Genomic DNA, 26,769 nt, shown 5'->3' with positions numbered 1-26,769 from the left:
TATATCCCGGCTGATGACCGACCCGACGCCCGACCTTCCGGAGACGCCCGACTCTCAGGCGAACGCCCTTCCGCTTCAGGCCGCCGAACTGATCGCGGACGAGGCCCGGCGCGCGCCGGACAAGCCCGGCGTCTATCGCATGTACGGCGAGGACGGCGCCTGCCTCTATGTCGGCAAGGCCAAGTCGCTGAAGAAGCGCGTAGTGCAATATGCGCAAGGCCGCTTCCACACCCAGCGCATCGGCCTGATGGTGTCGCTGACCCGCGCGATGGAGCTGGTGGTCACAGCGTCCGAGACCGAGGCCCTGCTGCTCGAATCCAACTTCATCAAGAAGCTGAAGCCGCGCTTCAACGTCCTGCTGCGCGACGACAAGTCCTTCGCCGAACTGATGATCCGTCGCGACCACCGCGCGCCTCAGGTCAGGAAGCATCGCGGCGCCCATACGATTCCCGGCGACTACTTCGGCCCCTTCGCCTCGACCTGGGCGGTCAACCACACCCTGAACACGCTTCAGAAGGCCTTCCTGCTGCGGTCCTGTTCGGACAGCGTCTATGAGACGCGCACCCGCCCCTGCATGCTGCACCAGATCAAGCGCTGCTCGGCGCCCTGCACCGGCCTGATCAGCCTTGAGGACTACGGCGATCTGGTCACGGAGGCGGAGCAGTTCCTGCGCGGCAAGTCGCGCGCCGTCATCGGCCGCCTGTCGCAGGAGATGCAGGCCGCCTCGGACGACCTCGACTTCGAGACCGCCGCCCGCGTGCGCGACCGCATCCGCGCCCTGTCGGCCATCGCCATGGAGAACAGCGTCAACGCCGAGGGCGTGGCCGAGGCCGACGTCTTCGCCCTGCATGCCGAGGGCGGTCAGGCCTGCGTTCAGGTCTTCTTCTATCGCGCCGGCCAGAACTGGGGCGGCCGCGCCTATTTCCCGCGCGTGGACAAGAGCGACAGCGACTCGGAAATCCTCGCCGCCTTTCTGGGCCAGTTCTATGAGGACAAGCCGGTCCCGCGCCTGATCCTGTCCAACGTCCGCCCGCATGAGCTGGAGCTGCTGGAGGAGGCCTTCAGCATGAAGGCCGAACACAGGGTCGAGATCGCCCGGCCCCAGCGCGGCGGCAAGGCCAGCCTGGTCGACCACGCCCTGACCAACGCCCGCGAGGCGCTGGGCCGCAAGCTGGCCGAGAACTCGGCCCAGTCGAAGATTCTGGACGAGGTGTGCGAGGCCTTCGGTCTGGACGCCCGGCCCGAGCGGATCGAGGTCTATGACAACGCCCACATTCAGGGAACGAACGCCGTCGGCGGCATGATCGTCGCGGGGCCCGACGGCTTCCGCAAGAACCAGTACCGCAAGTTCAACATCCGGGGCGACGACCTGACCCCCGGCGACGACTACGGCATGATGCGCGAGGTCATGCGCCGCCGCTTCGGCAAGCTGGTCAAGGACGAGGAGGCCGGAGAGGCGGTCGAGCGCCCCGACCTGCTGCTGGTCGACGGCGGGGCGGGCCAGTTGGCCGAGGTACTGGCCGTCATGGCCGACCTGGGCGTGGACGACATCGCCGTGGTCGGCGTGGCCAAGGGGCCGGACCGCGACGCGGGCAAGGAGCATTTCTTCATGCCCGGCAAGCCGCCCTTCATGTTGCCCTTGAAGAGCCCGGCCCTCTACTACATCCAGCGGCTGCGGGACGAGGCGCACCGCTTCGCCAACGGCGCCCACGCCAAGCGCCGCTCGATGGACATCAAGAAGAATCCGCTGGACGAAATCGAGGGCGTCGGGCCGGGGCGCAAGAAGGCCCTGCTGCACGCCTTCGGCTCGGCCAAGGGGGTCAGCCGCGCCTCGGTCGTCGATCTGGTCAAGGTGGACGGCGTCAGCCAGGCGCTGGCCGAACGCATCCACGGCTTCTTTCACAAGTCGTGAGGGACGCCGATTTCGGGTTGAGCGACCAACCGTCGCGGGTCTAGGAAGCGCTTCATGACCAACGAATTGACCAAGGGCTATCACCGCTTCCGCCAGAATCGGTGGCCGTCCGAACGCGCCGAATACGAAGCCCTGGCCGCCAACGGTCAGAAGCCGCACACCCTGGTCGTGGCCTGTTCCGACAGCCGCGCCGACCCGGCCCTGATCTTCGACACGGCGCCGGGCGAGCTGTTCGTGGTGCGCAACGTCGCCAATCTGGTCCCGCCCTATCAGCCCGACGGCAAGCTGCACGGCGTCTCAGCGGCGCTGGAGTTCGGCGTCAATGTGCTGAAGGTCAAACACGTCGTCGTCATGGGCCACGCCTCGTGCGGCGGGGTGAACGCCATGATGAACGGCGCCCCTTCCAACTGCCAGGACTTCGTCGCTCCCTGGGTCGCTCAGGGCGTGCCCGCCGTCAGCGCCGCCTTGGAAGGCGTTCCCGCCGACGAGCGGGAGACCGTGGCCGAGGAGGCCGTGGTGCGCCTGTCCCTGGACAACCTACGCACCTTCCCCTGGATCGCCGAAAAGGAAGCGGCGGGCGAACTGCGCCTCAGCGGCCTGCACTTCGGCATCGCCGCCGGCATCCTGACCAAGCTGACGAGCGCGAAGCGGTTCGAGCGGCTGGACTGAGGCGTTCGGTCCGGCACGGCGCCCTCGCCTCTGGCCGCGAACCGTGGCACACCCGGCGTGTTGCAACGGAAGACGTCATGGCCCCTGCCTACAAAGCCATCCCCAACATCCTGACCAGCCTGCGCCTGGCGGCCGGGATCGTCATGTTCCTGCTGCTGGCGGGCGCGACCAGCGGCTTTCCCTTCGTCTCGGCCTGGCTGAGCCCCGACGACCAGTTCGCCATGTACCGGACGGGCTTCTGGATCTTCGTCATCGCCGCCTCGACGGACTGGATCGACGGCTATCTGGCCCGTCGCTGGAACGCCACGACGCGCTGGGGCGCCATCCTGGACCCGATCGCTGACAAGATTCTTGTGACAGGCGCCGTATTGGGCGTGCTGACGAGCGGCTCGGTGCAGCAGATCATCATTCCCTGCGGCCTGATCCTGTTCCGCGAGTTCGCGGTCTCGGCCCTGCGCGAGACGATGGCGGGCCGCATCAACCTGCCCGTCACCCTGGCCGCCAAGTGGAAGACGACGTTGCAGATGGTGGCGCTAGGCTGCCAGCTGTTCGCCCGCAACTGGGACGGCTGGGGTCTGCCGTTCGACTATCTGCCTGCCTTCCAGCTGTTCTCCGACGCCCTGATCTGGCTGGCCGCAATCGTCACCCTGTGGACCGGCTGGCAGTATTTCAGCGCCGCCCAGAAGCAGATGCGGGATTTATAAGCCCTTCTCCCCTTGAGGGAGAAGGTGGCAGGCGGAGCCTGACGGATGAGGGGTGTCGGCGGCGCGGGTTGAAAATTCAGCCTTCGCAGCCTGCGCCCCTTTTTTCTTGCCGTCGCGCTCACACCCCTCATCCGAGCGCCTTCGGCGCCCACCTTCTCCCACAAGGGGAGAAGGACGTCAGAGCGTCTTTTCGAGCACCACGAACTCCAGCTCGCGTGTGCGCGGCAGGCCGAAACGCTCGTCATCCATCGGGAAGGGCCGCGTCTCGCCGGTCAGGCGATAGCCGCGCCGCTCGTACCAGGCGATCAGCTCGGCGCGCTGACGGATGACCGTCATCTCCATGCGCGTGGCGGCGAAGCGGGCGGCGGCTTCGGCCTCGGCGGCGTCGATCAGCAAGCGGCCCAGACCGCCTGCCTGACGCGCCGGATCGACGGTCAGCAGACCCAGATAGGACAGCCCCTGCCCCTGATCCGCCACCTGGACGCAGCCGGTCAGAACGCCGTCGACCTCGGCCAGCAGAATCATCCGCGACGCATCGGTCAGGATATCGCGCAGCTCCGCCTCATCCGTGCGCTGGCCGCCCAGCAGGTCGGCCTCGTGCGTCCAGCCCGCCTTGGCACTGTCGCCGCGATAGGCGCTCTCGATCAGGCGGTGCAGCGCCGAAACATCGTCCGGCGCGGCGGGTCGGAAGGTCGCTTCGCTCACTGGACGCCCAGTTCCCGGATCAGGTGATCCATGCCGTAGACGTCGCGCAGGGCCGTGGTCACGGCCTGGGTGGTGACGATGACGCTGCGGTTGACGTTGCGATCATAGCCATAGGCGTTGCGCTGGGTCAGGACGGTGGAGTCGAAGTTGGCGCCGATGATCTCGCCCTTGGCGTTGACGGCGGGCGAGCCCGACGAGCCGCCGATGGTGTCGGATGAGACGGCCATATTCATCACCGCGTTGGGGTCTATGCGGTCCTTGGCCGCCAGCAGCTTGGGCGCGACGTTGAAGGGCTCGGCCCCCGTCGCCCGATCCCACAGACCGGCGAAGGTGGTGAAGGCGCCGATGCGCTGGCCCGGAACGTCCGTGCCCTCGACCCGGCCGTAGGTCAGGCGCAGGGTGCCGGTGGCGTCCGGATAAACCGCGTCGCCGAAGACGGCGAAGCGGGCGGCGGCCAGTTGCGCGGAGGCGCGGTCGGTCGGCGCCTTGACCTTGTTGTCCCACTCAGTGCGGACGGCGCGGGCGTCGGCATCGATGGCCAGGACATACTGGATCAGCGGATCGGTCGAGGCCTGAACGGCGGGCAGGCCGCCTTCCCACAGGGCGCGGCGCACGGCAGGGTCGGCCAGCCTGGTGCCTTCGATCAGGCGCGCCGACAGAACTTCGGGGCTTTCCTTGCCCAGCAGGGTGCGGGCGTAGGGGCTGTCGACGGTCAGCCATTCGCGGGTCTTTGACAGCCACCACTCCAGACGGATCTGCTCCAGTTCCGGATAGGTCGGGCGCTCGGCGAACAGGCTGGACTGCACGCCGGACAGGCGGCTGTCGGCGAACTCGGGCAGACGCTGGTCCGACGGCTTGGCGCGCTCCTGCGCCCCGCGCACGATGGCCCGCGCCCAGCTGAACAGCGGCGAGCCGCCCGCGACCGAGGTCGTGCCCATGCCCGTGCCGCCTTCCAGCAGGGCCATCGGGGCATAGAGCTCGCGCGCGATCGGTTGCACCTCGGCCAGGGCGGCCCAAGGATCACCGACCTCAGCCGACAGGGCTTCATTCTCGGCGACGCGACGATGGAAGACGGTCTCCTGACCGGCCAGTTGGTCCATGAAGGCCGGGTCGATCAGGGCGGCCATGCGCCCGCGTCCGCGCTTGTAGGTGTTCTCCACGCCGACGATGGGATCCATGGCGATGAAGGCCTGTTCCTCGCCCTCTTTCGAATAACGGATCAGACGGCCGCGCAGCTCCGACGCGATCAGCTGATCCAGCGGCAGCACCACGTCGCGAATGGTCATCAGCTGGGCCTGGGTCAGCAGGCGCTGGGTCGAGCCGGGGTTGCCGGTGACGAAGACGGGTTCGCCCTCGGTCGGCTTGTTCGGGTTCCAGGTGAAATGGGTCGGCGTCGCGGCGGGCTTGCCGTCTTCGTACAGGCGGATGAAGGCCGCATCGATGGCGAAGCGCGGGAAGGAGAAGTTGTCCAGGTCGCCGCCGAAGGTCGCGGCGCGGTCTTCCGGCGCCCAGGCCAGGCGCACGTCGGAGTATTTGCGGAACTTGTAGAGCTTGAACTGACCGCCGCGATACAGGCTGACGACCTGGCAGCGGATCTTGGGATCAGAGCCGCAGGCCTCGGTCTCGATGCGGCCGGCCTCGGCCTCGCGCGCCTGGGTATAGGCCTGGCCGTCCAGGCCCTCGCCGGCCTTCTGGACACGCGCGGTCACGTCGGTGATGTCGGTCAGGATCTCGGCCGAGCCGCCGGGGCATTTCAGCTCCTCCTCGCGGCTCTTCGGCGTGAAGCCGGTCTCGGCGTATTGCAGTTGCGGCGTGGACAGGTTGGCGACGCAGGTGGCGACGCAATGGTTGTTGGTCATCACCAACCCCTCGGCCGAGATGACGCCCGCCGAGCAACCGCCGAACTTCACCGACGACTGGCGGACGCGGTCCAGCCAGGCCTGGTCGATGCCGGTGCCCAGCGTCTGGTTGGCGCGGGCGATGGGGAAGTTGTCATAAGTCCACATGCCCTCCTCCGCCTTGGCCGAAGACGCGGCGGCGAAGGCCAGAACGGCGGCCGAGGCGAAAAGCGAACGGGTGTGAGCAGGGCGCATGAAATATCCTCGGCGTCGCCGCCTCGACCCTCGTCGAGGCCCAGGTTGCAGCTTCTGGAAACCAGAGCCGTCTTGCGGTCAGTCTGAACAGAACCTGGAGTGAAACCGCAACCCCTGACGAGCGCATTCACAGCGCGCGTTCGCGGGTCTAGATTCGGCGAATAACGAAACGGGACGGGATTGACGCCATGTCTGACGACTTCCCCCAAGGCGTGGTGCACGTCGCCGGAAAAGACATGCAGGCGCGGCTGTCCTCCGACGCCGACATCCTGGCCCTGTGGCGAGGCCTGACCCCGCTGGGCCGCAATGAGTTCATCTGCTGGGTCGAAGACGCCAAACAGGACGCCACCCGCCAGAAGCGGATCGAGCGCGCGGTCGAGGAACTGCGCGAAGGCAAGCGGCGGCCCTGCTGCTGGGCGGGATGCATCCACCGCACCGACAAGGCGCCCAGTCGCTGGCAGCAGGCGGTGCTCGTCGAGAAAAGCCGGGGCAAGCCGCAGTAGTCCTAAGCAGGTCAAGAAAAAGGGGCGCCCGAAGACGCCCCTCAAATCCCGGACCTGAATCCGACAGGCTTAGCGACGCACGCCCAGTTCGCGTAGCAGGCGCGGCTGGTTGTAGACGGTGCGCAGGGCCTCGGTGACGGCGGCGGTCGAGACCGACACCGTGCGGTTCAGCTCGCCGTCGTAGCCGAACGAGCCGCCCAGGGAGTGGATGTTGCCGTCGAAGGCGGCGCCGATCACTTCACCCTTGGCGTTGATCACCGGCGAGCCCGAGTTGCCGCCGATGATGTCGTTGGTCGAGACGAAGTCGTAGACGACATTCTTGTTGATGCGGTCCTGCGCCGCGACGAAACGCTCGGAAGCGTTGAACGGCTCGGCGCCGGTGGCGCGCTCGTACAGACCGCCCATGTGGGTGAAGGACGGCACGGTCACGCCGCGATAGGTCCAGCCCTTCACCTGACCGTAAGACAGGCGCAAGGAGAAGGTCGCGTCGGGGTACAGGTTGTCGCCATAGACGGCGAAGCGGGCCTGGGCGACCTTTTCAGCGGCGCGGGCGGTCGGGGCGTTGACGCCGGCGTCCCACTGGGTGCGGATCGCTTGAGCAGCGTTATCGTTGGCCAGGACGAAGGCGATCATCGGGTCGCCCGAGGCGGCCAGCTGCTCCGGCGTCATGGCCAGGGCCTGCGCGCGATAGGCCGGGTCGATCAGGCGGCTCTGCACCAGGCGGGCGGCGATCGTCTCGGGGCTTTCAGCGCCCAGCATGGCCTTCACGTCGGCGCTGTCGACCGTCAGATATTCGCGGGTCTTCAGCATCCAGTGCGACAGCTGGATCTCCTCGACGCCGACCGGGATCGGTGCCTCCGAGGCCAGACGGCGGCCCAGGGCGGCGATATCGCTGTCGGCGTATCCGGCGCGGCGTTCGGCGACAGGCTTGGCGCGTTCCTTCGACGCGCGGACGATGGCGCGGGCGTAGGAATACAGGGTCGAGCCGCCGCCGGCGTTCGCCTCAAGCTGGCGATAGGGCAGATAGAGGTCGCGGGCGGTCGCCTGCACCTTTTCCAGATCGGCCCACGGGTCGCCGATGCGCTCGGCCACGGCCGGGTCGGCGGCGACGCGCTGGCGCAGTTCAGCCTCTTCCTGGCGCTTCTTGCCCATGAAGGTCGGGTCCGTCAGGGCGCCCTGCTGGCCGTAATAAACCTTGAAGCTGTTCTCCAGGCCGAAGATGGGGTCCAGCGCGACGCGCTTCTCTTCCTCGCCGGTCGTCGAATATTCGACCAGACGGCCGCGCAGTTCGGCGCTCTGGATCAGGGTGATCGGGATCTGCTGGTCGCGCAGACGCTCCAGCTGGCTGATGGTCAGCAGGCGCGAGGTCGAACCGGGGTTGCCCGCCACGAAGGTGACTTCGCCGTCGACCGGGGCGTTGGGGTTCCACTTCAGGTGGTTGGGGCTGGCGACCGGCTTGCCGTCCTCATAGGCGCGCAGGAAGGCGGCATCGAGGGCATAGCGCGGGAAGTTGAAGTTGTCCGGGTCGCCGCCGAAGAAGGCCGCCTGGAACTCCGGCGCGAAGGCCAGGCGCACGTCCTCATACTTGCGGAACTTGTAGAGGGCGTATTTGCCGCCGCGATAGAAGCTGATGACCTGGCAGGTCAGCTTGCGGTCGTCGCCGCACGCTTCCTTCTGGATCGCGTCGATCTCGGCCGAGCGGGCGGCGACGAAGGCCGCGCCTTCCAGGCCCGAACCGGCGCCCAGGACGCGCTCGGTGACGTCAGTGATGTCGGTCAGGACTTCCGCCGTCTGGCCGGGGCAGGTCTTCTCTTCCTCGCGCGTGGCCGGCATCCAGCCGTTCTTGACGTAGTCGTTCTGGGCCGTGGACAGATCCTGGACGCAGGAGATGACGCAGTGGTGGTTGGTCAGGATCAGGCCTTCGCCCGACACGAACGAGGCCGAGCAGCCCTGCAGGCGCACAGCCGCATTGCGCACGCGATCCAGCCACGACTGGTCGATGCGCGTGCCGTATTTGTCGTTCACCGTCTGGATGGGGAAGTTGTCAAAGGTCCACATGCCCTCGTCAGCGCGGGCGGCCGACGCGGGAGCGTTGACCACCACGGCGGCCACGCCAAGGGCGGCCAGCGAGGCGGTGAAGGAAACGGTGCGGCGAAGCGACATTCAGGCTCTCCCGGAGCGCAGGGCCCAACGCCCCGCAATTGTTATCTTATAACTAGCGCCGTCGAAGAACGCGCCTCAAGCCCCCTTAATCCCGCAAGCCGTCCGGGGGAAGCCGAAGCCTTACCCCGATTTAACTTGGCCCCGGACCAGCGCGCGGTCAGATAACAGCGCAAGTCAGGGGAATAAGAACGCGTCATGTCGCTCGCGCTATCCACGCTGCTCTTCGAGTGGCGCCGCTATATGGCCGCCGTCATGGCGCTGGCCCTTTCGGGTCTGCTCGTGCTGGCCATGACCGGGGTTTTCATCGGCATCGGCAAGGGGTTCACCGCCGCCATCGAGCGCTCGAGCGCCGACATCTTCATCATGCAGCCGGGCGCCAAGGCGCTGTTCAGCGGCCCGATGGGGATGCCGCGCCGCTTCGTGCCCCTGGCCTATAACCACCCCGAGGTGGTCGAGGTGAAGACGCTCGACATGTCGGGCGGCAATTTCCAGAACATCAAGGATGTCGACCCGACGATGTCGGCGGCGGACCGCGCCAAGCAGGGGGCGCCGAAGCAGAAGAGCGTCCTGGTCAACATCATCGACACGGCGCCCGGCTCGGTCACCATTCCGCGCGACTATTCCGAGGAACTGGTCGAGGCCCTGCGTCAGCCCTTCACCGTGGCGGTGGACGAGACCGCGCTGACGCCGCTGGGCGTCAAGCTGGGCGACAAAGCCCTGTTCAACGGCCAGACCGTGACCGTGGTCGGAGTGCTGCGCGGCTATCCCAACATGATGCAGCCAACCATCGTCATGTCGCGCGACAGCCTGCGCATGCTGGGTCAGGCATTCGAAGGCCCGCGTGTCGGGCCGCTGATGATCAAGATCAAGGATCCGGCCCGCGCCGAGCATGTGGTGGCCCAGCTGAACGCCATGGGCAACGGCCAGTGGAAGGCCTGGACCCGTCAGCAACTGGCCGACGCCAACGCCGGCGCCATGTTCGAGGAAGGCATACTGGTCATCATCATCGGCGGCTGCGTGGTGCTGGGCATCATCATCGGCGTGGCCATCACCTGGCAGACCCTGCGCGGCGCCATCATGGCCAACATCAAGGAGTTCGCCTCCCTGCGCGCCCTGGGCGTCGGCATGGGCTCCCTGCGCCGCATCGTCATGGAGCTGAGTTTCTGGGTCGGCATGGTCGGGGTCGGCGCGGCCATCCTGTTGACCTGGCTGCTGTCGCTGTTCGCCCTGTCCAACGCCGTCATCATCTCCATGCCCCCGAGCCTGCTGCTCGTGGTCGGCGGCGGCCTGATCGGCATCTCCATGCTGTCAGGGTTCCTGTCGATGGGCATCCTCAAGAAGAGCCAACCTGCGGACCTGCTGCGATGAACGACCTGTCACTCGGACACACCAAGGTCCACGGTAAGCACGGCGAGTTCGCCCTGGAGGCCAAGGGACTGACCAAGCGGTTCAAGTCCGGCCGCTCCTTCGTCGAGGTGCTGAAGGGCGTGAATTTCGACGCCCGCCACGGCGACCTGACCATGGTCATGGGGCCGTCGGGTTCGGGCAAGTCGACGCTGATCGCCGCCCTGTCCGGCCTGCTGCGGCCCGAAGAAGGGCGCGTCGACGCCCTGGACGTGGACGACCTGTGGAAGCTATCGGCCGGTCGGATCGACAAATTCCGCCTGGATCACTGCGGCTTCATCTTCCAGGGCTTCAACCTGTTTCCGGCGCTGACCGCCCTGCAGCAGGTGACGACGGTGCTCAAATATCAGGGCCTGTCGCCGGATAAGGCCAGGAAGCGTGCGACCCTGGCGCTGGAGGAGGTCGGCCTCGGCCATCGCCTGCATCAACGCCCGGCGGCCCTGTCCGGCGGCGAGAAGCAGCGCGTCGCCATCGCCCGCGCCCTGGCCAAGGACCCGCAGATCCTGTTCGCCGACGAACCGACCTCGGCTCTGGACGGCGAGAACGGCCAGATCGTGATCCGCCTGCTGCGGCGCGCGGCGACCGAGCACGGCGCCGCCGTCATCTGCGTGACCCACGACCCGCGCCTGGAAGCCTGGGCCGACCGGGTCATCCACATCGAAGACGGCGTGATCATCGACGATCAGCGCCGCACCCCCAATCCCGAAGCCGTCCTGGCCTCGCACTGACCCCGATCCTCTGAGGACTCACATGCCCGCATTTCTGAAAAACAAATGGCTCTGGATCGGCCTGGCGCTGCTGATCGTGCTGATCGTCGGCTTCAGCATGATGCAGAAGGCCGGCGCCGCGAAGAAGGCCGAGCTGGCGCAGGCCGCCGAGAAGAAGGTCGAAAGCCCCTACTCCGCCATCGCCAACGGCAAGATCGACATTGAGGGCGGCATCATCCAGATCGCAGCCCGCCGCGGCGGCGTGGTGCGCGAGGTTCTGGTGCAGGAAGGCGACCTGGTGAAGGCCGGTCAGATCCTGGCCCGTCAGGAAGACGACGAGCCGCGCCTGGCGCTGCAGACCGCCTCGGCCACCCTGGGCGAAGCCGAAAGCCAGCTGCGCCTGATCAACGTCGACATCGCCACGGCCCAGCGCGAGTATGACCGCCTGCAGAAGCTGGTCGCCACCAACTTCGTCGCCGCCCAGCGTCTGGACCAGGCCCGCGACGCCATCGCCCAGGCCCAGGCCCGCCTCGGCTCGCAGCAGTCGGCGGTGCAGAGCGCCCGCGCCCGTCGCGACGAAGCCGCCTACAACGTCGAGATGACGGTCATCCGCGCGCCCGCCGACGGCCGCATCGTACGTCGCTACGCCAACCCCGGCGCCGGCGCCTCGACCCTGAACGTGTCGAACATGTTCGACCTGGAGCCGGCCGCCCCGCGCATCGCCCGCGCCGAGATCGTCGAGGCCGACATTCCCAACGTCGCCGTCGATCAGGCCGTCGAAATCACCCCCGAAGGCGACCCGTCCAAGGTCTATGTCGGCAAGGTGCTGCGCCGCGCCGCTGTCTTCGGCGCCCGCAAGCTGGCTTCGGACGATCCCTCGCAACGCACCGACGAGCGCGTGGTCGAGGTGGTGGTCGCCGTCGACGAAGCCCCGCTGCTGATCGGTCAGCGCGTCCTGGTGAAGTTCATGAAGCCGGGCGAAACGGCCGGCGCCAAGCGCGAGACCGCCTCGACCGGCGTGCCCGCTGCCCGCGCCATGAAGACGCCGGCGCGCACCTAAGACCGCCGCACGCCGCATAAGGAAAGGGGCCTCGCAGGAGGCCCCTTTTTTTGTTTCCGCCTACTGTCTCGCTCATCCCGGCGTCCGCCGGGGCAAACGGGGATTCAGCGCCCCGTAAACTCGCCGCTCCGCTTCTCCAGCACCGCCGTCACGCCCTCAATGTGGTCGTCGGTCAGGTGAGCCAGGGCCTGCATGGCGGCCGACAGCTCCAGCATCTGGTCGAAATTCATGTCACGGCCCTGGCGCAACAGGGTCTTGGCCATGCGCAGGGCCTGGGGCGGCTGGGCGGCGATCTGGCTGGCCGTCTCCATCGCCTCGTCCATCAGGGTCTCATGCGGGACCACGCGATTGACCAGACCCCATTGCTCGGCCGTGGCGGCGTCGATCGAGCGGGCGGTGAACAACAGTTCGGCGGCGCGGTTGTAGCCGATGTTCCGCGGCAGCAGCCATGAGCCGCCGTCGCCGGGAATGATGCCCAGCTTCATGAAGGGTACGCCGAAGCTGGCGCGGTCCGAGGCGATGCGGATGTCGCCCAGCCCGGCGATGTCGCAGCCCAGCCCCATGGCCGGGCCGTTGACCGCCGTCACCAGCGGAACCTCCAGCCCGTAAAGGGCGCGCACGATGCGATGGACGACACGGCGATAGCGCTCGCGGATGGCGGCGCCCGAACCCTCGAACAGGTCGCGACGGTCCTTCATCGCCTTCAGGTCGCCGCCCGCCGAGAAGGCGCGCCCGGCGCCGGTCATCACCACGCAACGGATCGAGGGGTCGGCGTTGATGGCGGCGCAGGCGGCGGCGAAGGCGTCGCCGTCCTCAAGATCCGGCAGGGCGTTCAGGCGATCTGGCCGGTCCAGCGTCCAGACCATGACCGCGCCTTTGCGCTCTTCAACGATCAGACCCATGCCGCGCTTCCTCTTCTGAAATGGAGCCTCGGGTGTCGGCCAAGGGGCGGCGCAATGGCAAGGGCGGAATTGAAAAACCCCGGTCGTTCTGACCGGGGCTTCTGGCTGGATCATCCAGTCTCGCGACTACGCGCGCGGCCGTTTGATCGTTATGGGCACGAAGTTGGACGGGTGGCTGACCACGCGGTCGGCGGCGCCGTTCATCTGTTTCGTGTTCACCAGCATCCCGCCGAAAAGGGCGAAGGACATCATGGCGTGCTGGAGATTGCGCTCTTTGTTTTCGTTCATTTTTGGCGTCTCCTTTCGTTGAACGATGAAAGAAGACACGTCGTGCTTATTGGGACTCTCACCCTGTCAGTCGTTTCGCGTCGAGGATGAAGATAGCGAAGCTGTGGAAAAAGTCAAGAATTATAGTCCGTTCTCGGACTCATTGTAGCGATAGCGTCACGAATCATGACCGAAGCCCCCGCTCCTCGCCCGCCGCGCCCCGTCGCCAGCCCATGCGTCATGGTCTGCACCGTCGACGGCGCATCGGGCCTGTGCCTGGGCTGTTTCCGCACGCTTCAGGAGATCGCCACCTGGAGCCGGATGACAGATGAGGCTCGCGCCGCCGTCATGCGCGACCTGCCCAGCCGCAAAGGTCGGATCGACCCCCGCTTGCTGGGCGAATGAAGCGGAGCGATCAGCGGTCTGGCGTCAACCTTTCGTTCGCCACGTCGCTTCACCGCATGGGAAGACCAAGGCGGCATAGTCCGCTTCATGATCCGCTTTGACCCGCGCTCCGCTGTCGTCTTCGCCGCCGCCCTGGCGTCGGCCTCGGCGTGCGCCGGCGCCCTGATGTGGTGGGAAGGCCCGGCTCAGGCCTACGCCGCCGTGGCCTTGAAGGAGGCGCCGTCTGTGACGCGCGCGGCCGACGGCCACTACTGGGCCGAGGCGACGGTCGAAGGGCGGCCGATGCGGATGCTGGTCGACACCGGCGCCAGCGTGGTGACGCTGAGCCGCGCCGACGCCGAACGGCTGGGCGTGCGGCTGAAACCGCACGACTTCAACCAGACGCTGAACACCGCCTCGGGCCAGGTGCCCGCCGCGCGGGTGCTGCTGACCTCCCTCTCGGTGGCGGGGGTCGAGATGACCTCGGTCGAGGCCCTGGTCGTCGACCGCGACATGCCTGCGGCCCTGCTGGGCATGAGCTTCCTCGGCCGGCTGTCGGCCTTCGAGGCGCGGCCCGACGGCCTGATCCTGAGGGGCTGAACGCGCCTCAGCCGCGCCGACCGAAGGGCACGACCTTGTTGTCCCGGTCATGGCCGATGTCGGCGCCGCCCAGATAGGCAATGCCGGAGCGCACGCACCAGTAGCGAACGATCTCCTCGGCCGTCAGACCGAAGTCGGGATCATTGGCCGTCACGTCCGACACCCGGCCCAGACGAATGCCCGCGACGCGGCGGATCGAGGCCTGGCCGGTCAGGTGGAACATCATCCGATCGACGCGATAGAGGGCCTCGGACACCTCTTCCAGCATGATGACGTGGCCGGTCAGGTCCGGCTCGATCCCCGTGCCGACCAGTTCATTGAGAATGGTCAGGTTGAAGCCGACGGCGGGCCGGGGGTCGGTCAGCAGGGACGGCTCCAACGACGCCGCGTCGCCGCTCCGCAGCCAGTTCACCGCCCGCAAACCCGTGGCGTCATGGCGCGATCCGTCCGAGGCCATCGGCCCGTGCGCGACATGGGGGAAGCCCGCGCGATACAGCGCCGCCAGCAAACTGCCCGCGTCGGAATAGCCGAGGTAACGCTTGGCGTAGGCGTGGGCGGTCAGCTCGGGGATCACCGCCTCGGCGATGCGGCAGGCGCCGTAGCCGCCGCGCGCGAACCAGACGGCGTCGATATCGGGGTCGTTGGCGGTCTCTACGAAGGCGCGGGCGCGGGTGGCGTCGTCGCCGCCGAAATGGCCGTGCGCCTCGAACAGGGCCGGATGCAGCACCAGTTCGACCTCGCCGTTCGGCCAGTTGGCCGCCGCCCAGGCCCGGATCGCCTCGCCCCGCGCGGGGTCCAGGCGGGAGCTGGCGTTGACGACGCCGATTCGGAACGGTCTGGTCTGCATGGACGGGGTGGCCTCGGGCGCCTCACGTGCTAGTCAGGCCGCCGGACATTCCCCGGTTTCCAGCCCTGAAATCAAGCCGATGAACAAAGACTATTTCTTCTGCGGCGTCGGCGGCTCCGGCATGCTGCCCCTGGCGATGATCGTTCAGGCGCAAGGCAACCGCATCGCGGGCTCGGATCGCGCCCTGGATCAGGGCCGCACGCCGGACAAGTTCGACTGGCTGCGCGCCCACGGCGTGACCTTGCACCCGCAGGACGGATCGGGCGTGGTCAGCAAGGATCAGGTGGTCGTCGCCACCGGCGCCGTCGAGGACACGGTGCCCGACATCGGCGCGGCCAAGCGCGTCGGCGCCCTCATCAAGACCCGGCCGCAGCTGCTCAGCGAACTGTTCAACGCGGCCCCGACCTCGATCGGCGTGGCGGGCACCAGCGGCAAATCGACCATCACCGGCATGATCGCCTGGATCCTGGATCAGGCGGGCCGCGCCCCGACCGTGGTCAACGGGGCGGTGATGAAGAATTTCGCCGACGCAGACCATCCGTTCGCCAGCGCCCTGATCGGCGGACCAGACCTGTTCGTGGCCGAGGTGGACGAGAGCGACGGCTCCATCGCCCGCTATGAGCCGACGGTGGCGGTCGTCTCCAACATCTCGCTGGACCACAAGTCGATGGAGGAGCTGCGCGACCTGTTCGGCGGCTTCGTCGGCCGGGCGACGACGGCGGTGCTGAACCTCGACAACCCCGAGACGGCGGCGCTGGCGCAAACGCTGGAGACGGGCAAGGCGATCACCTTCGCCCTGGGCGAGGAAGAGGCCGATCTGTCGGCGCACGACCTGCACCCGCTGCCCACCGGAATGACGTTCGAACTGCGCGCGCGCGGCGAAGCGGCGCGGGCCGCGCGGCTGAACGTGCCGGGCGCGCACAATGTCGCCAACGCCCTGGCGGCGCTGGGCGCGGTCAAGGCGCTGGGCGTCGGCATGGATCAGGCGCTCACGGCGCTGGAGACCTTCAGCGGCATCCGGCGGCGGCTGGAAGTGGTGGGCGCGCGAAACGGCGTCACCGTCATCGACGATTTCGCCCACAACCCGGACAAGATCGCCGCCACCCTGAAGACCCTGCACGCCTTCGACGGGCGGTTGCTGATCCTGTTCCAGCCGCACGGCTTCGGCCCGCTGAAGCTGATGCAGCGCGAGTTCATCGAAGGCTTCGCCGGTCTGATGCGCCGTGACGACGTGCTGCTGATGCCCGAGCCGGTCTATTACGGCGGCACCACCGACCGCAGCGTCGGCAGCGAGGACATCGCGGCCGGCGTCCGCGCGGCGGGTCGTCAGGCGCAGGCGCTGGCGACGCGCGCCGACTGCGGCGACCGCATCGTCGAGATCGCCCAGCCCGGCGACCGGATCGTGGTCATGGGCGCGCGCGACGACAGCCTGTCGACCTTCGCGGCCGAACTGCTGGCGCGCCTATGATCATCCGCTCTCGGATCATCTGTCAGATTAGCCTTGCAAAACATTCACTTCCGGCAAATCGCCTGTTAAGCGCCCTGGCCTAACCCTGCTCTCGCAAGATGCAGGAGACGGCTGGAAATGGCCAGGATCGGAGACTTCATGGACGCCTCGGCGCCCATAGCGCCGGACGCGCCGGGGGCCGACGCCCTCGCCCGTTTCGAGGCCGAGCCCGAGACCCTGGTCATCGCCGTGGCCGACGCCGACGGACGGCCCGTCGGCCTGATCGAGCGCAACGCCTTCACCCTGAAGCTGGCCGCCGAGTTCGGCCGCGCCCTCTACGCCCGGCGCCCGGTCTCGGCGCTGATGGACCCGGCGCCCATGATCGTCGAGGCCGACGCCTCCGCCGACGTCCTGTTCGCCTCGATGGACACGGCGGGGCTGGGCGCCTTGCTGAAAGGGTTCATCGTCGTCTCGCGCGGCCGCTATGTCGGGGTCGGCGCCGGGCTGCACGTGCTTCAGGCCGGGGTGGAGATTCACAAGCGCCGCGCCGAGGCCATGGCCGAGCTGGCCCAGAACCTGGTCCGCGCCGAGGCCGAAGCCCGCGCCTCCAGCCGGGCCAAGTCCGAATTCCTGGCCGTGATGAGCCATGAGATCCGCACGCCGCTGAACGGGGTGCTGGGGGTGGCCGCCCTGATGGAGCGCCAACTGACGCAGGAGGATCTGCGCCCCCATGTCCGCACCATACTGGACTCCGGAAACAGCCTGCTGCGCCTGCTGACCGATGCGCTGGACATGTCCCGCGCGGAAGCCGGGATGCTGACGCTGGAGCCCGCCCCGCTGGACCTGCAGACGGTGACGGCGGACCTGTCGGCCCTGTGGAGCCCCCGCGCCGAGGAGAAGGCGCTGGACCTGCGCGTCCACGGCGATCTGCGCGCCGCGCGTTGGATCATCGGCGACGAGATGCGGCTGAAGCAGCTGCTCAACAATCTGATCGGCAACGCCCTGAAGTTCACGGAAGGCGGCGCCGTCGAGGTGCGCCTGACCACCGCGCTGGAGGACGGACAGGTGCGCCTGTCGGCCACGGTCGACGACAGCGGCCCCGGCGTCAGCGAAGACGCCGCGCGCGCCATCTTCGAGCCGTTCAACACCGGTGAAGCGGGACGCCAGGGGGCTGGCGCTGGGCTGGGTCTGGCCATCTGTCGCCAGATCATCGATCGCATGGAGGGACGTCTGAGCGTCGAGCGCTCGCCCCAGGGCGGGGCCCGCTTCCGCTTCGACCTGCGTCTGCCGCTGGCCGAGGCCGACGGACGGCGCGAAGACGGCGCCGTCGCCGACCCAACCGCCCACGCGACCCTGCATGTGCTGGTGGTGGACGACAACGCCGCCAACCGCTTCGTGGCGGGCAAGGTGCTGGAGCTGTTCGGCTGCACCCACGAGACCGCCGAGAACGGCCGGCAGGCGGTGGAGCGCGCAGCTGCTGCGCCGTTCGACCTGATCCTGATGGATGTGAAGATGCCGGTGATGGACGGGGTGGCGGCGACGAGGGCGATCCGCGCCCTGCCCGGCCCGGTCGCAACCCTGCCCATTCTGGCCCTGACCGCCAACGCCGATCCGCGCGACGAGGCGAACTATCTGGCGGCGGGCATGGACGGCGTGGCCCAGAAACCGATCCAGCCCGAGGCCCTGCTGAACGCCGTCCGCCTAGTCCTGTCGCGCAGCGAGGCGGCGCAGGCGGCCTGAGCGCGCCGAGGCGTCACACCTCGGACCAGCGCCGCAGGAGGTTGTGATAGACGCCGGTCAGTTCGATCACGGCCGCATCCTTCGGCCCCTTGTCCAGATTCACCCGCTGGATCGCCACGTCGAGGCGGAACAGGTTCTCGCGGTCGGCGTCGTCGCGGATCAGGCTCTGCAGCCACATAAAGCTGGAGACGCGCGCCCCGCGTGTGACCGGCGTCACCCGGTGCAGGCTCTTGGACGGATAGAGGACCAGATCGCCCGCCGGCAGCTTGACCGACTGGACGCCGTACATCTCCTCGATGATCAGTTCGCCGCCGTCATAATCCTCAGGCTCCGACAGGAAGAGGGTGGCCGACAGATCGCTGCGAATGCGATGGCCGTTGCGTTGGCGGATGGCGTTGTCGACGTGGGTGCCGAACTCGCCGCCGCCCTCATAACGGTTGAACAGGGGCGGAAAGATCGTGTGCGGCAAGGCGGCCGAGACGAACATCGGATTGGCGTTCAGCGCCTGGACCACCAGCGCCGACACCTCGTGCGCCTGGGCGCTGTCCTCGGGCAGTTGCTGATTGCGCTTGGCCATCGCCGACTGATGGCCCGAGGTCATGTTGCCATCGGCCCAGGGTCCAGCGTCCAGCGTCTGGCGCAGGGCCTTCACCTCGGCATTGGTGAAGACTTCGGGGATATGCAGCAGCATGGCTCTCTCACCGTCTGGAAACGCATCGGCCCCGCCGCTCGAACGAACGACGGGGCCGACATGATGACGCGAAACGCGGCCTCTTAGTAGCGGACGTTCAGCGTCAGGATCGCCTGACGCGCCGGGGCGACGTCGGCGTGGTGCACGCCGTTGGTGCGGATGATGTACTCCTCATCCCCGGCGTTCTGGACGTTCAACTGCACCGAGGCGCGGTCGCTGATGTCGTAAGAGGCGAACAGGTCGACGCGGGTGTATTCCGGCGCATAGACGCGGTTGGCGCCGCCGCCGGCCCCGCCCTGGTTCCCGCCCCAGGACTTGGAGACGTAGTAGACGCCGCCGCCCAGGCTCAGCTTCGGCAGGACGCGATAGGTGGTGAACAGGCTGGCGCTGTGCTCGGGCGTATTGGCCAGTTGCGCGCCCTTGTTGACCGCCCCGTTGACCAGTTCGGAATCCATCCAGGTGTAGCCGCCGAAGACCTGCCACTTGTCGGTGACGTTGCCCGACACGCCCAGTTCCAGCCCTTGGACCTTGGCTTCGCCGACCTGCTCATAGTCGGAGCCGGAGATCAGGATGGCCGCGTTCTTGCGCGTCAGGTGGAACAGGGCGCCGCTGAGCGCCAGGCGGTCGCCGAACAGATTGGCCTTGGCGCCGATCTCGAAGTTTTCGGTCTCTTCCGGGTCCAGCACGACATTGGCCAGATCGCCCGATCCCGTCCCCGTGCCGCCGTTCTGATCGCCGGCCGAAATGGTCGGCGGCGTCGAGGCCGTGGAATATGAGGCGTAGATGCTGCTGTTCGCCGTCGGCTTGTAAACCAGGCCGACCTGATAGTTGACGAAGTCCCAGCCGCTGCTGACCGGCTTGTAGACCGGCGCCGAAACCGTGCCCGAGGCGTTGACCGCGTCGACCGAATAATCGTCCCAGCGCAGGCCCAGGTTCACGATCAGCTTGTCGCTGAGGTGAATGGCGTCGAAGGCGTAGACCCCCACGGAATCCGTGTCGGTCGTGCTGACCACGCCGCGCTTGATCGTACCCGTCCACGGGTCGTTCGGGTTCGGCGCATAGACCTGGGTGCAGTCCAGGCCCGTCAACGGCGCCGGGCAGGCCGTGCCGGTCAGGGTCGTGACCGTATAGGAGGCGTTGCGGTTCTTCTCACGCGACAGCTCCAGACCGACGTCGAAGTCATGCTTGATCGAACCGGTCAGGAAGGAGCCGTGCAGGTCGGTGACGTTGGCCAGGGTCTCGGCCGGGTTCCAGCGCGACTTCAGGCCCCGCTTCATCCACCAGACGCCGTTGATCTGCTGGGCCGCGCCGCCGTCGCCGGGGTTGGTGACGACATAGTCGTTCAGCGTCTGCGAGTAGCGGGTGACGTTGCGCAGGGCCAGGGTGTCGCTGAAGCGGTGCTCGACCTCTAGCGTCAGGCTGTCGACCGTATTGTTCAGATAGTCACGCGCCTTCAGGCCGTAGAAGCTGTCATAAGGCACATCCAGAATGCCCGAGGCGTTCGGACGCGGCGCGTTCGCCCCGCCCAGCTTGGTGTAGAGCGGGACGCCGTAGTCGGGCGTCTGATTGCTGTCGAGATGGTAGTAGCTGGCCGTCAACGTCGTCGGCGTACCCAGACCCACGGCGACCGCAGCCCCCACGCCCCACTTGTCGAAATCGACGCCGTTGCGACCCGGCACATCGCCCTGCGAAGCCATGACGTTCAGGCGCATGGCGGCGGTCGGCCCGACCTGCCAGTTGGCGTCCACCGTGCCGCGCAGATAGTCGTCCGTGCCGACACCGGCCGAGCCGTGGACGAAGTTGGTCAGACGCGGCGACTTGGAGCCCAGGTTGATGCTGCCGCCGCCCGAACCGCGCCCCGAATAGACGGAATCGGCGCCCTTGATGACCTCGACCTGCTCCAGGTTGAAGACCTCGCGCTGCTGGCCGCCGGTGTCGCGGATGCCGTCGACGAAGATGTTGTTGCCCGACGCCTGACCGCGGATGAAGGGCCGGTCGGCCAGGGGCTGCCCGCCTTCGCCCGCGCCGAAGGTGATGCCCGGCGAGGTGCGCAGGATGTCCTGCAAGGAGGTGGCGGCCGTCTGTTCGATGATCTGCTGCGGGATCACCGTCACGGTGCGCGGCGTATCGACCAGGGGCGTGACGAACTGCGGATCCTTCGGCTCGCGTTTCACGCGATGGCCGTGCACGTCCACCGTGCCCAGGTTGGTGGCGTCCTGACTGATCACCCCATCGGCGGGCGCAGCCTCGTCAGCCGCCGCGATCGCGGGCGCGGCGCACAGCATCCCGGCGGCGCTGGACGCAAACAGGAGCGCCTTGAGGGCGGCGGAGCGGGTGTCGGACATGGGGAGGAACCGGTCAATGAATGAGACCGGCTCGCATTAGCACCATTTCAGGGTGCGACAATCTGACTCCTGCGACTAAATCGCACTTGCGGAACAGGTGTCACACGCAGGTCACACCTGGGGCTTGGCGACCGCCTTGATCGATACCGTCGGATCGGCCAGCAGGGCGTCGTCTACCGGCGCCGCCTTTCCGATCAGCAGACGCCCGCCCATGAAGTCGGCGGGGGCGTTGACCGCTTCCACCGCCACGATGCGTTCTCCACTCAGATGGAAGACGGAGAAGGCGCCGCCGGCCGGATCGCCGCGCACCAGCTGCCGGTCGGCGTCGAAGGGCACGCCCGCGATCTGCAGCTTGACGTCATATTGGTCGGACCAGAACCACGGCACTTCCGGCGCCGGGGCCGCGCGACCGACGATCGCGCTGGCCGCCTGCTTGGCCTGTTCAAGCGCGTTGGGCACGCTCTCCAGCCGGTGCATGACGCCGCCGTGGACCGGGATGGGCCGCCGCGTCACATCGCCGATCGCGTAGATGTTCGGATCGCTGGTGCGGGCGGTCTCATCGACCACCACGCCGTTCTCGCACGTCAGTCCCGCCGTACGCGCCAGGGCCTCGCAAGCGAAGGCGCCGACGCCGACCAGCACCGCGTCCGCCGCGATCAGCGTCCCGTCCGCCAGGCGCACGCCCGCATCCTCGAACCCCGCCACTTCGGCGCCGGTCAGGATTTCGACGCCGTGCTTTTTGTGCAGGTCAGTAAAGAAGGCCGACAAGGGCTGCGACGCCACGCGGGCCAGCACCCGGTCCATGCGCTCGATCACCACCGCCTCGGCGCCCAGGGCGCGGGCCGAGGCCGCCGCCTCCAGCCCGACATAGCCGCCGCCGACCACCGCCAGCCGCTTGCCGGGCGCCAGCACCGCCTTCAGCCGTTCCGCGTCTTCAAGGGTGCGCAACTCCAGCAGGTCGGGCCGGTCCGCGCCGGGGATGGTCAGTTTGCGGGCCGTCGAGCCGGTGGCGAGGATCAGCGTGTCGTAAGGCTCGACCGTTCCGTCGGCGAAGGTCACGGTCCTGGCGTCCGCGTCAATGGCGGTCGCCGTGACGCCGGTGCGCAGGACGATGTCCTGCTCGGCGTAGAAACTCTCGGGGCGCAGCAGCAGGTCTTCCAGACCCGCCTCGCCCTTCAGCCAGGCTTTCGACAGGGGCGGCCGCTGATAGGGCGGCGCCGTCTCCTGCCCCGCCAGGACGATCTCGCCCTCATGCCCATACTGCCTCAGCAGCGCCGCCGCCGAGCCCCCCGCGTGTCCCGCGCCGATGATCACTACCTTGCTCATGACAGCGCAGATAGAGACGCCGGAAGCGAAGCGCCACCGCCTTTGCACCCATTCCCCACGCGACAGATCGGAAAGCGGGTTGACCGTTCCATTGTTACAGCATAATGGAACGCGCCATGAGCACCGACGCCGCCAAAATCGCCCTGCTGGACGCCCTGCTCTCGCTGAAGACGCGAGCGGAGGCGGACGCCTTCCTGGCCGACCTGTGCACCCCGGCCGAGCTGCGCGCCATGGCCGAGCGGTGGCAGGTGGCGCGGATGCTGGACGCCGGGGACAAGACCTATCGCGAGATCGCCGCCGAGGCTCCGGCCAGCCCGACCACCGTGGTGCGTGTCGCGCGCTCCCTGAAGGACATGCCGCACCAGGGCTACCGGCTGGTGCTGGACAGATTGAAAGCCTGAGTTGAGATCATGAGTACGGTTCAGGGGCGGCTGCGCATCGCCGTCCAGAAATCCGGCCGTCTGGCCGAACGCAGCCTCGATCTGGTCCGCGATGCGGGCCTGCGCGTGATCAAGGGCAACAACGACCTGCTGTATCGGATCGAGAACTATCCGATCGACCTACTGCGGGTGCGCGACGACGACATCCCGACCTTCGTGGCGGACGGGGTCTGTGATCTGGGTATCGTCGGCGAGAATGTGCTGGAAGAGGTCAGGAACGGCGGGCCAAACGCAGAGGTCGTCATGCCGCTGGGCTTCGGCCGCTGCACGCTGAAGATCGCGACGCCGCCGGGGCTGGACTACGCCGGACCGTCGTCGTTGCAGGGCCTGAGGATCGCCACCTCCTATCCCAGGATCCTACGCCGCTTTCTGGATGAGGCGGGCGTCCAGGCCGACATCGTCACCATGCGCGGCGCGGTCGAGGTGGCGCCGCGGCTGAAGCTGGCCGCCGCCATCTGCGATCTGGTCTCGACCGGCGCGACGCTGGAGGCGAACGGCCTGAGCGCGCGCGAGACGGTGCTGGACAGTCAGGCGGTGCTGATCAAGGCGCCGAGCCCGCCCGAGCCGGGCCTTCAACACTTGTTGGACAGCATCGTGGAGCGGATGGCGGGCGTGGTGTCCTCGCAGGGGGCCAAATACGTGATGCTGAACGCGCCGCGCGCGGCGCTGGACCGGATCACCGCCCTGCTGCCCGGCGCAGGCTCCCCGACGGTCATGCCGCTGTCGGGACGCGACGACGCCGTGGCCGTCCACGCCGTCTGCCAGGAGGCGGTCTTCTGGGAGACGCTGGAGAAGCTGAAGGCCGAGGGCGCCTCGGCCATCCTGGTCCTGCCCATCGAGAAGATGATGTGATGAAGCGTATCGACTGGAACCAACTGGACGCCGCCGGGCGCAAAGACGCCCTGGCCCGACCGCAGCGCCGCACTGAAGGCTTTGTCTCCAACGTGGTGCGCGAGATCTTCGACGACGTGCAGGCGCGCGGCGGCGAGGCCGTGACCGACTGGGCGACCCGACTGGACGGCGCCGCCCCGCGCCGCATCGAAGTCACCGAGGCGACCGCCGCCCAGGCCCGCCGCGACCTGCCGCCCGCCGCCGCCCGCGCCCTGCGCGTCGCCGCCGACAATGTGCGCGTCTTCCATCAGGCGACGAAGCCCGAGGACACGCCCTTCATCGAGACGACGCCCGGTGTGAAGTCCAAGCTGGTCTGGCGGCCCATCGGCTCGGCCGGCCTCTATGTTCCGGGCGGGACGGCGCCGCTGTTTTCATCGCTGCTGATGCTGGCCATACCGGCGGACGTGGCCGGGGTCGGGCGGCGCGTCGCCGTCACCCCGCCGTCGAAGGAGGGCTCGGTCCACCCCGCCATGATCGCCGCCGCCGCCGAGGCGGGCCTCGATGAACTCTGGCTGCTGGGCGGGGCGCAGGCCATCGCCGCCCTGACCTTCGGCGTCGAACTGGAAGACGGCGTCATCGCCCCCGTCGACAAGCTGTTCGGCCCCGGCAACGCCTATGTCGCCGAGGCGAAGCGTTACGCCTCGTCCCTGCCCGGCGGCCCGGCCTGCGACCTGCCGGCAGGGCCGTCGGAACTGCTGGTCATCGCCGACCGCGACGCTGATTTCGAGATCGTCGCGGCGGACCTGCTCAGTCAGGCCGAGCATGACGCCGATGCGCAGGTGATCCTTGTCTCCGACAGCGGCACGGCCCTGAGCGAGATCATCGCCGAGGTCGAACGCCAGGTCGACAGCCTGCCGCGCGCCGCCATCGCCCGCGCCTCGCTGGCCGAGGCCCGCGCCATCCGCGTGCGCGACAGGACCGAGGCGTGCGAGGTGGCGAACCTCTACGGCCCCGAACACCTGTCGATCCAGACGCAGGAAGCCGAACGGCTGGTCGAACGCATCAGCGCGGCTGGGGCGGTCTTCGTCGGACGCTGGGCAGCGGAGACGCTGGGCGACTATGCGGCCGGGCCCAGCCACGTCCTGCCGACCGACGGCGCGGCCCGGACGCTGGGCGGCGTCACCACCGCCAGCTTCATGACGACCATGTCGGTGCAGACCGTCAGTGAACAGGGCGCCGCCGCCCTGGCTCCCGTCGCCGCCGCCCTGGCCCGGCTGGAGGGGCTGGAAGCCCACGCCAGGGCCGCCGATCTGAGGAGCGCGGGATGACCAACGACCTCTTCCTTCTCCCCTTGAGGGAGAAGGTGGGCGCCGAAGGCGCTCGGATGAGGGGTGTGCTGGCTTCGCCCTCCCGCGTCGTGTGCCCGGACACAACCCCCTCATCCGACCCGCTCCGCAGGCCACCTTCTCCCACGAGGGGAGAAGGACAGTATGCCGGGGCAGAAGGGTCATGAGTTTGCCCGCCCCCTATCCCCCGCTGGTGTCGGGCGGCGACGGTCTGGATCGTTATCCGGCCGAGCCGACCGCGCTGGCGGCCCGCATGGCCGCCCTCTATGGCGTGGACGCCGATCAGGTGCTGCCGACGCGCGGACTGACGCATGGGCTGGAACTGATCTGGCGCCGCGCCGCGCGTGAAGGACTGAAGGTGCAGGCGCCCGACGCCGAGCCCTATACGCAACTGGCCGCCCTCTATGCCCGCTCGGCCGAAGACGCCGACACCGCCGCCGTGGTCGTCCGCGCCCTCGGCTCGCCCGAGGCCGTGGCCGAGATGGCCGAGCGCGTCGCCCCCGCCCTGCTGGTCGTGGACGAAGGCCTGGTCGAGTTCACCGAGGCGCCGTCCGCTGTGGCGGTGGTGAAGGATCACGCCAATCTGGTCGTGCTGCGCAGCCTGTCGTTGGCCTATGGGCTGGCCGGGGCGCGGGTCGGGGCGGCGATCGCGCAAGCGCAGACGCTGGCGCGGCTGGCCGAGGTGCTGGAGCCCTACGCCCTGCCCGAGGTCTCGGTGCGGCTGGCGATGCAGGCGCTGGATCCGTCGCGGATGATGGAGACGGCCGAACGCATCAGCGCCGTGCGCCGCGAGCGCGCCCGAGTGGCCGAAGCCCTGTCGCGCATCATGGCGCTGGAGGCCGGGGTCGGGCCGGTGATCATCGCCAAGCCCTCCGACCCGGCGGGCGCGGCGGAGGCCCTGCGCCGTTATGGTCTGGCCGCCGATCCGGCGGGCGAGCGGCTGCGCCTGCCCGTCTCGTTGAAGCCCGAGGTCAACGACCGCCTGCTGGCCGCGCTCGGCGTCGCAAGCCCCGCCGCCCGCCGCAACCGCACGGGTCAGGCCATCCGCGATACGAAGGAGACGCGCATCGTCTGCGCTGTCGATCTGGACAGCGCCGGGCCGGTGAAGATCGAGACCGGCGTCGGCTTCTTCGACCACATGATCGAACAGGTGGCGGCGCACGGCGGGTTCTCGATCCGTCTGGCGTGCGAAGGCGACCTGCACATCGACCCGCACCACACGATCGAGGACTGCGCCATTGCGCTGGGTCAGGCGCTGAAGCAGGCGCTGGGCGAGCGGCGCGGCATCGGACGATACGGCTTCGTCTTGCCGATGGACGAGGCGGAGGCGGCTGTCTCGATCGACCTGTCGGGGCGGCCCTATCCGGTGTTCGAGGGGACGTTCGCTACGCCGATGCTGGGCGATTACCGCACCGATCTGACGGCACACGTGGTGCGGTCGCTGGCCGAAAATCTGGGCGCGGCGGTCCACGTCCGCGTCACAGGCGACGACGACCACCACAAGACCGAGGCCGTGTTCAAGGCGCTGGGCCGCGCGCTGCGACAGGCGATCCGGGTCGAGGGTGATGTGGTGCCCAGCACAAAGGGGGTGCTGTGATGAAGGCGACGGCTTTCCTTCTCCCCCTGTGGGAGAAGGTGGGCGCCAGAGGCGCTCGGATGAGGGGTGTGCTGGCTTCGCCCTCC

General features: G+C 68.2%; 24 protein-coding genes. 15 read left to right on the top strand and 9 right to left on the bottom strand.

Annotated features, from left to right (window positions below; translation table 11 throughout):
* The first annotated feature begins 13 nt into the window (after positions 1–13).
* The 3 genes from uvrC (at position 14) to pgsA (ending at position 3,285) form a co-directional block, all read left to right on the top strand.
* Positions 14–1,912 (top strand): excinuclease ABC subunit UvrC, encoded by a 1,899-nt coding sequence (gene uvrC, locus ABC419_RS04230; RefSeq protein ID WP_412876254.1) that lies wholly within the window; start codon positions 14–16, stop codon positions 1,910–1,912.
* 54 nt (positions 1,913–1,966) lie between these two features.
* Complete coding sequence (locus ABC419_RS04225; RefSeq protein WP_368923757.1) at positions 1,967–2,581, top strand: carbonic anhydrase; 615 nt, start codon at positions 1,967–1,969, stop codon at positions 2,579–2,581.
* 77 nt (positions 2,582–2,658) lie between these two features.
* On the top strand, positions 2,659–3,285 hold the full coding sequence (gene pgsA / locus ABC419_RS04220; RefSeq protein ID WP_003166118.1) for a CDP-diacylglycerol--glycerol-3-phosphate 3-phosphatidyltransferase: 627 nt from the start codon (positions 2,659–2,661) through the stop codon (positions 3,283–3,285).
* Positions 3,286–3,462: 177 nt separating this feature from the next.
* Here pgsA and ABC419_RS04215 read toward each other — a convergent pair whose 3' ends face one another.
* Positions 3,463–3,990, bottom strand: coding sequence for a GNAT family N-acetyltransferase (locus ABC419_RS04215; protein ID WP_412876255.1), 528 nt, complete (start codon positions 3,988–3,990; stop codon positions 3,463–3,465).
* Positions 3,987–6,083: a S46 family peptidase gene (locus ABC419_RS04210; protein WP_412876256.1), complete on the bottom strand. Its 2,097-nt coding sequence runs from the start codon at positions 6,081–6,083 to the stop codon at positions 3,987–3,989. The genes ABC419_RS04215 and ABC419_RS04210 overlap by 4 nt, the downstream gene beginning before the upstream one ends.
* A 188-nt stretch (positions 6,084–6,271) precedes the next feature.
* Between ABC419_RS04210 and ABC419_RS04205 the strand changes: the two genes are divergently transcribed.
* Positions 6,272–6,586: a YdeI/OmpD-associated family protein gene (locus ABC419_RS04205; RefSeq protein ID WP_125900508.1), complete on the top strand. Its 315-nt coding sequence runs from the start codon at positions 6,272–6,274 to the stop codon at positions 6,584–6,586.
* 69 nt (positions 6,587–6,655) lie between these two features.
* Here the strand turns inward: ABC419_RS04205 and ABC419_RS04200 are convergent, their stop codons facing one another.
* Positions 6,656–8,749, bottom strand: a complete 2,094-nt coding sequence (locus ABC419_RS04200; protein WP_412876257.1) for a S46 family peptidase — start codon at positions 8,747–8,749, stop codon at positions 6,656–6,658.
* Positions 8,750–8,944: 195 nt separating this feature from the next.
* Between ABC419_RS04200 and ABC419_RS04195 the strand changes: the two genes are divergently transcribed.
* The 3 genes from ABC419_RS04195 to ABC419_RS04185 are packed head-to-tail and all read left to right on the top strand — an operon-like array spanning position 8,945 to position 11,920.
* A complete protein-coding gene (locus ABC419_RS04195; protein WP_200168417.1) occupies positions 8,945–10,117 on the top strand; it encodes an ABC transporter permease in 1,173 nt (390 codons plus the stop codon).
* Positions 10,114–10,881: an ABC transporter ATP-binding protein gene (locus ABC419_RS04190; protein WP_200168418.1), complete on the top strand. Its 768-nt coding sequence runs from the start codon at positions 10,114–10,116 to the stop codon at positions 10,879–10,881. The genes ABC419_RS04195 and ABC419_RS04190 overlap by 4 nt, the downstream gene beginning before the upstream one ends.
* A gap of 22 nt (positions 10,882–10,903) precedes the next feature.
* Positions 10,904–11,920, top strand: coding sequence for an HlyD family secretion protein (locus ABC419_RS04185; protein WP_125900504.1), 1,017 nt, complete (start codon positions 10,904–10,906; stop codon positions 11,918–11,920).
* A 104-nt stretch (positions 11,921–12,024) separates the two neighbouring features.
* Here the strand turns inward: ABC419_RS04185 and ABC419_RS04180 are convergent, their stop codons facing one another.
* Positions 12,025–12,822, bottom strand: a complete 798-nt coding sequence (locus ABC419_RS04180; RefSeq protein WP_412876258.1) for a crotonase/enoyl-CoA hydratase family protein — start codon at positions 12,820–12,822, stop codon at positions 12,025–12,027.
* A 126-nt stretch (positions 12,823–12,948) separates the two neighbouring features.
* Positions 12,949–13,110: a hypothetical protein gene (locus ABC419_RS04175; RefSeq protein ID WP_003167825.1), complete on the bottom strand. Its 162-nt coding sequence runs from the start codon at positions 13,108–13,110 to the stop codon at positions 12,949–12,951.
* A 165-nt stretch (positions 13,111–13,275) separates the two neighbouring features.
* Here ABC419_RS04175 and ABC419_RS04170 point away from each other — a divergent pair, with 165 nt between their 5' ends.
* Positions 13,276–13,494, top strand: coding sequence for a DUF1289 domain-containing protein (locus ABC419_RS04170; RefSeq protein WP_412876259.1), 219 nt, complete (start codon positions 13,276–13,278; stop codon positions 13,492–13,494).
* 87 nt (positions 13,495–13,581) lie between these two features.
* Positions 13,582–14,073, top strand: a complete 492-nt coding sequence (locus ABC419_RS04165; protein WP_200168421.1) for a retropepsin-like aspartic protease family protein — start codon at positions 13,582–13,584, stop codon at positions 14,071–14,073.
* 7 nt (positions 14,074–14,080) lie between these two features.
* Here the strand turns inward: ABC419_RS04165 and ABC419_RS04160 are convergent, their stop codons facing one another.
* Complete coding sequence (locus tag ABC419_RS04160) at positions 14,081–14,920, bottom strand: LD-carboxypeptidase (protein WP_412876260.1); 840 nt, start codon at positions 14,918–14,920, stop codon at positions 14,081–14,083.
* Between the two features lie 79 nt (positions 14,921–14,999).
* On the opposite strand from ABC419_RS04160, the gene ABC419_RS04155 reads away from it, so the two are divergent.
* Both ABC419_RS04155 and ABC419_RS04150 read left to right on the top strand, forming a co-directional pair.
* Complete coding sequence (locus ABC419_RS04155) at positions 15,000–16,388, top strand: UDP-N-acetylmuramate--L-alanine ligase (protein WP_412876261.1); 1,389 nt, start codon at positions 15,000–15,002, stop codon at positions 16,386–16,388.
* A gap of 117 nt (positions 16,389–16,505) precedes the next feature.
* Complete coding sequence (locus tag ABC419_RS04150) at positions 16,506–18,107, top strand: ATP-binding protein (protein WP_412876262.1); 1,602 nt, start codon at positions 16,506–16,508, stop codon at positions 18,105–18,107.
* A gap of 13 nt (positions 18,108–18,120) precedes the next feature.
* Here the strand turns inward: ABC419_RS04150 and ABC419_RS04145 are convergent, their stop codons facing one another.
* From ABC419_RS04145 to ABC419_RS04135, 3 genes are all read right to left on the bottom strand, one after another.
* The gene (locus tag ABC419_RS04145) at positions 18,121–18,798 is read right to left on the bottom strand and encodes a Fe2+-dependent dioxygenase (protein WP_412876263.1); all 678 of its coding nucleotides are present in this window, start codon (positions 18,796–18,798) and stop codon (positions 18,121–18,123) included.
* 83 nt (positions 18,799–18,881) lie between these two features.
* Positions 18,882–21,143, bottom strand: a complete 2,262-nt coding sequence (locus tag ABC419_RS04140) for a TonB-dependent receptor (protein WP_412876264.1) — start codon at positions 21,141–21,143, stop codon at positions 18,882–18,884.
* Between the two features lie 111 nt (positions 21,144–21,254).
* Positions 21,255–22,469, bottom strand: a complete 1,215-nt coding sequence (locus ABC419_RS04135; protein ID WP_412876265.1) for an NAD(P)/FAD-dependent oxidoreductase — start codon at positions 22,467–22,469, stop codon at positions 21,255–21,257.
* A gap of 104 nt (positions 22,470–22,573) precedes the next feature.
* Here ABC419_RS04135 and ABC419_RS04130 point away from each other — a divergent pair, with 104 nt between their 5' ends.
* The 4 genes from ABC419_RS04130 to hisB all read left to right on the top strand — a co-directional run bounded on the left by ABC419_RS04130 (position 22,574) and on the right by hisB (position 26,683).
* A complete protein-coding gene (locus ABC419_RS04130; RefSeq protein ID WP_411914340.1) occupies positions 22,574–22,870 on the top strand; it encodes a YerC/YecD family TrpR-related protein in 297 nt (98 codons plus the stop codon).
* Between the two features lie 9 nt (positions 22,871–22,879).
* A complete protein-coding gene (hisG, locus tag ABC419_RS04125) occupies positions 22,880–23,761 on the top strand; it encodes an ATP phosphoribosyltransferase (protein WP_412876266.1) in 882 nt (293 codons plus the stop codon).
* Complete coding sequence (gene hisD / locus ABC419_RS04120) at positions 23,761–25,068, top strand: histidinol dehydrogenase (RefSeq protein WP_412876267.1); 1,308 nt, start codon at positions 23,761–23,763, stop codon at positions 25,066–25,068. Before hisG ends, hisD begins: the two co-directional genes overlap by 1 nt.
* Before the next feature lie 181 nt (positions 25,069–25,249).
* On the top strand, positions 25,250–26,683 hold the full coding sequence (hisB, locus tag ABC419_RS04115; RefSeq protein WP_412876268.1) for an imidazoleglycerol-phosphate dehydratase HisB: 1,434 nt from the start codon (positions 25,250–25,252) through the stop codon (positions 26,681–26,683).
* Positions 26,684–26,769 lie beyond the last annotated feature (86 nt).

The organism is Brevundimonas phoenicis (assembly GCF_047237745.1).
Taxonomy (GTDB): domain Bacteria; phylum Pseudomonadota; class Alphaproteobacteria; order Caulobacterales; family Caulobacteraceae; genus Brevundimonas.
The sequence above is the reverse complement of the archived record's forward strand: the minus strand, read 5'-3'. Positions and strand labels throughout refer to the sequence as shown.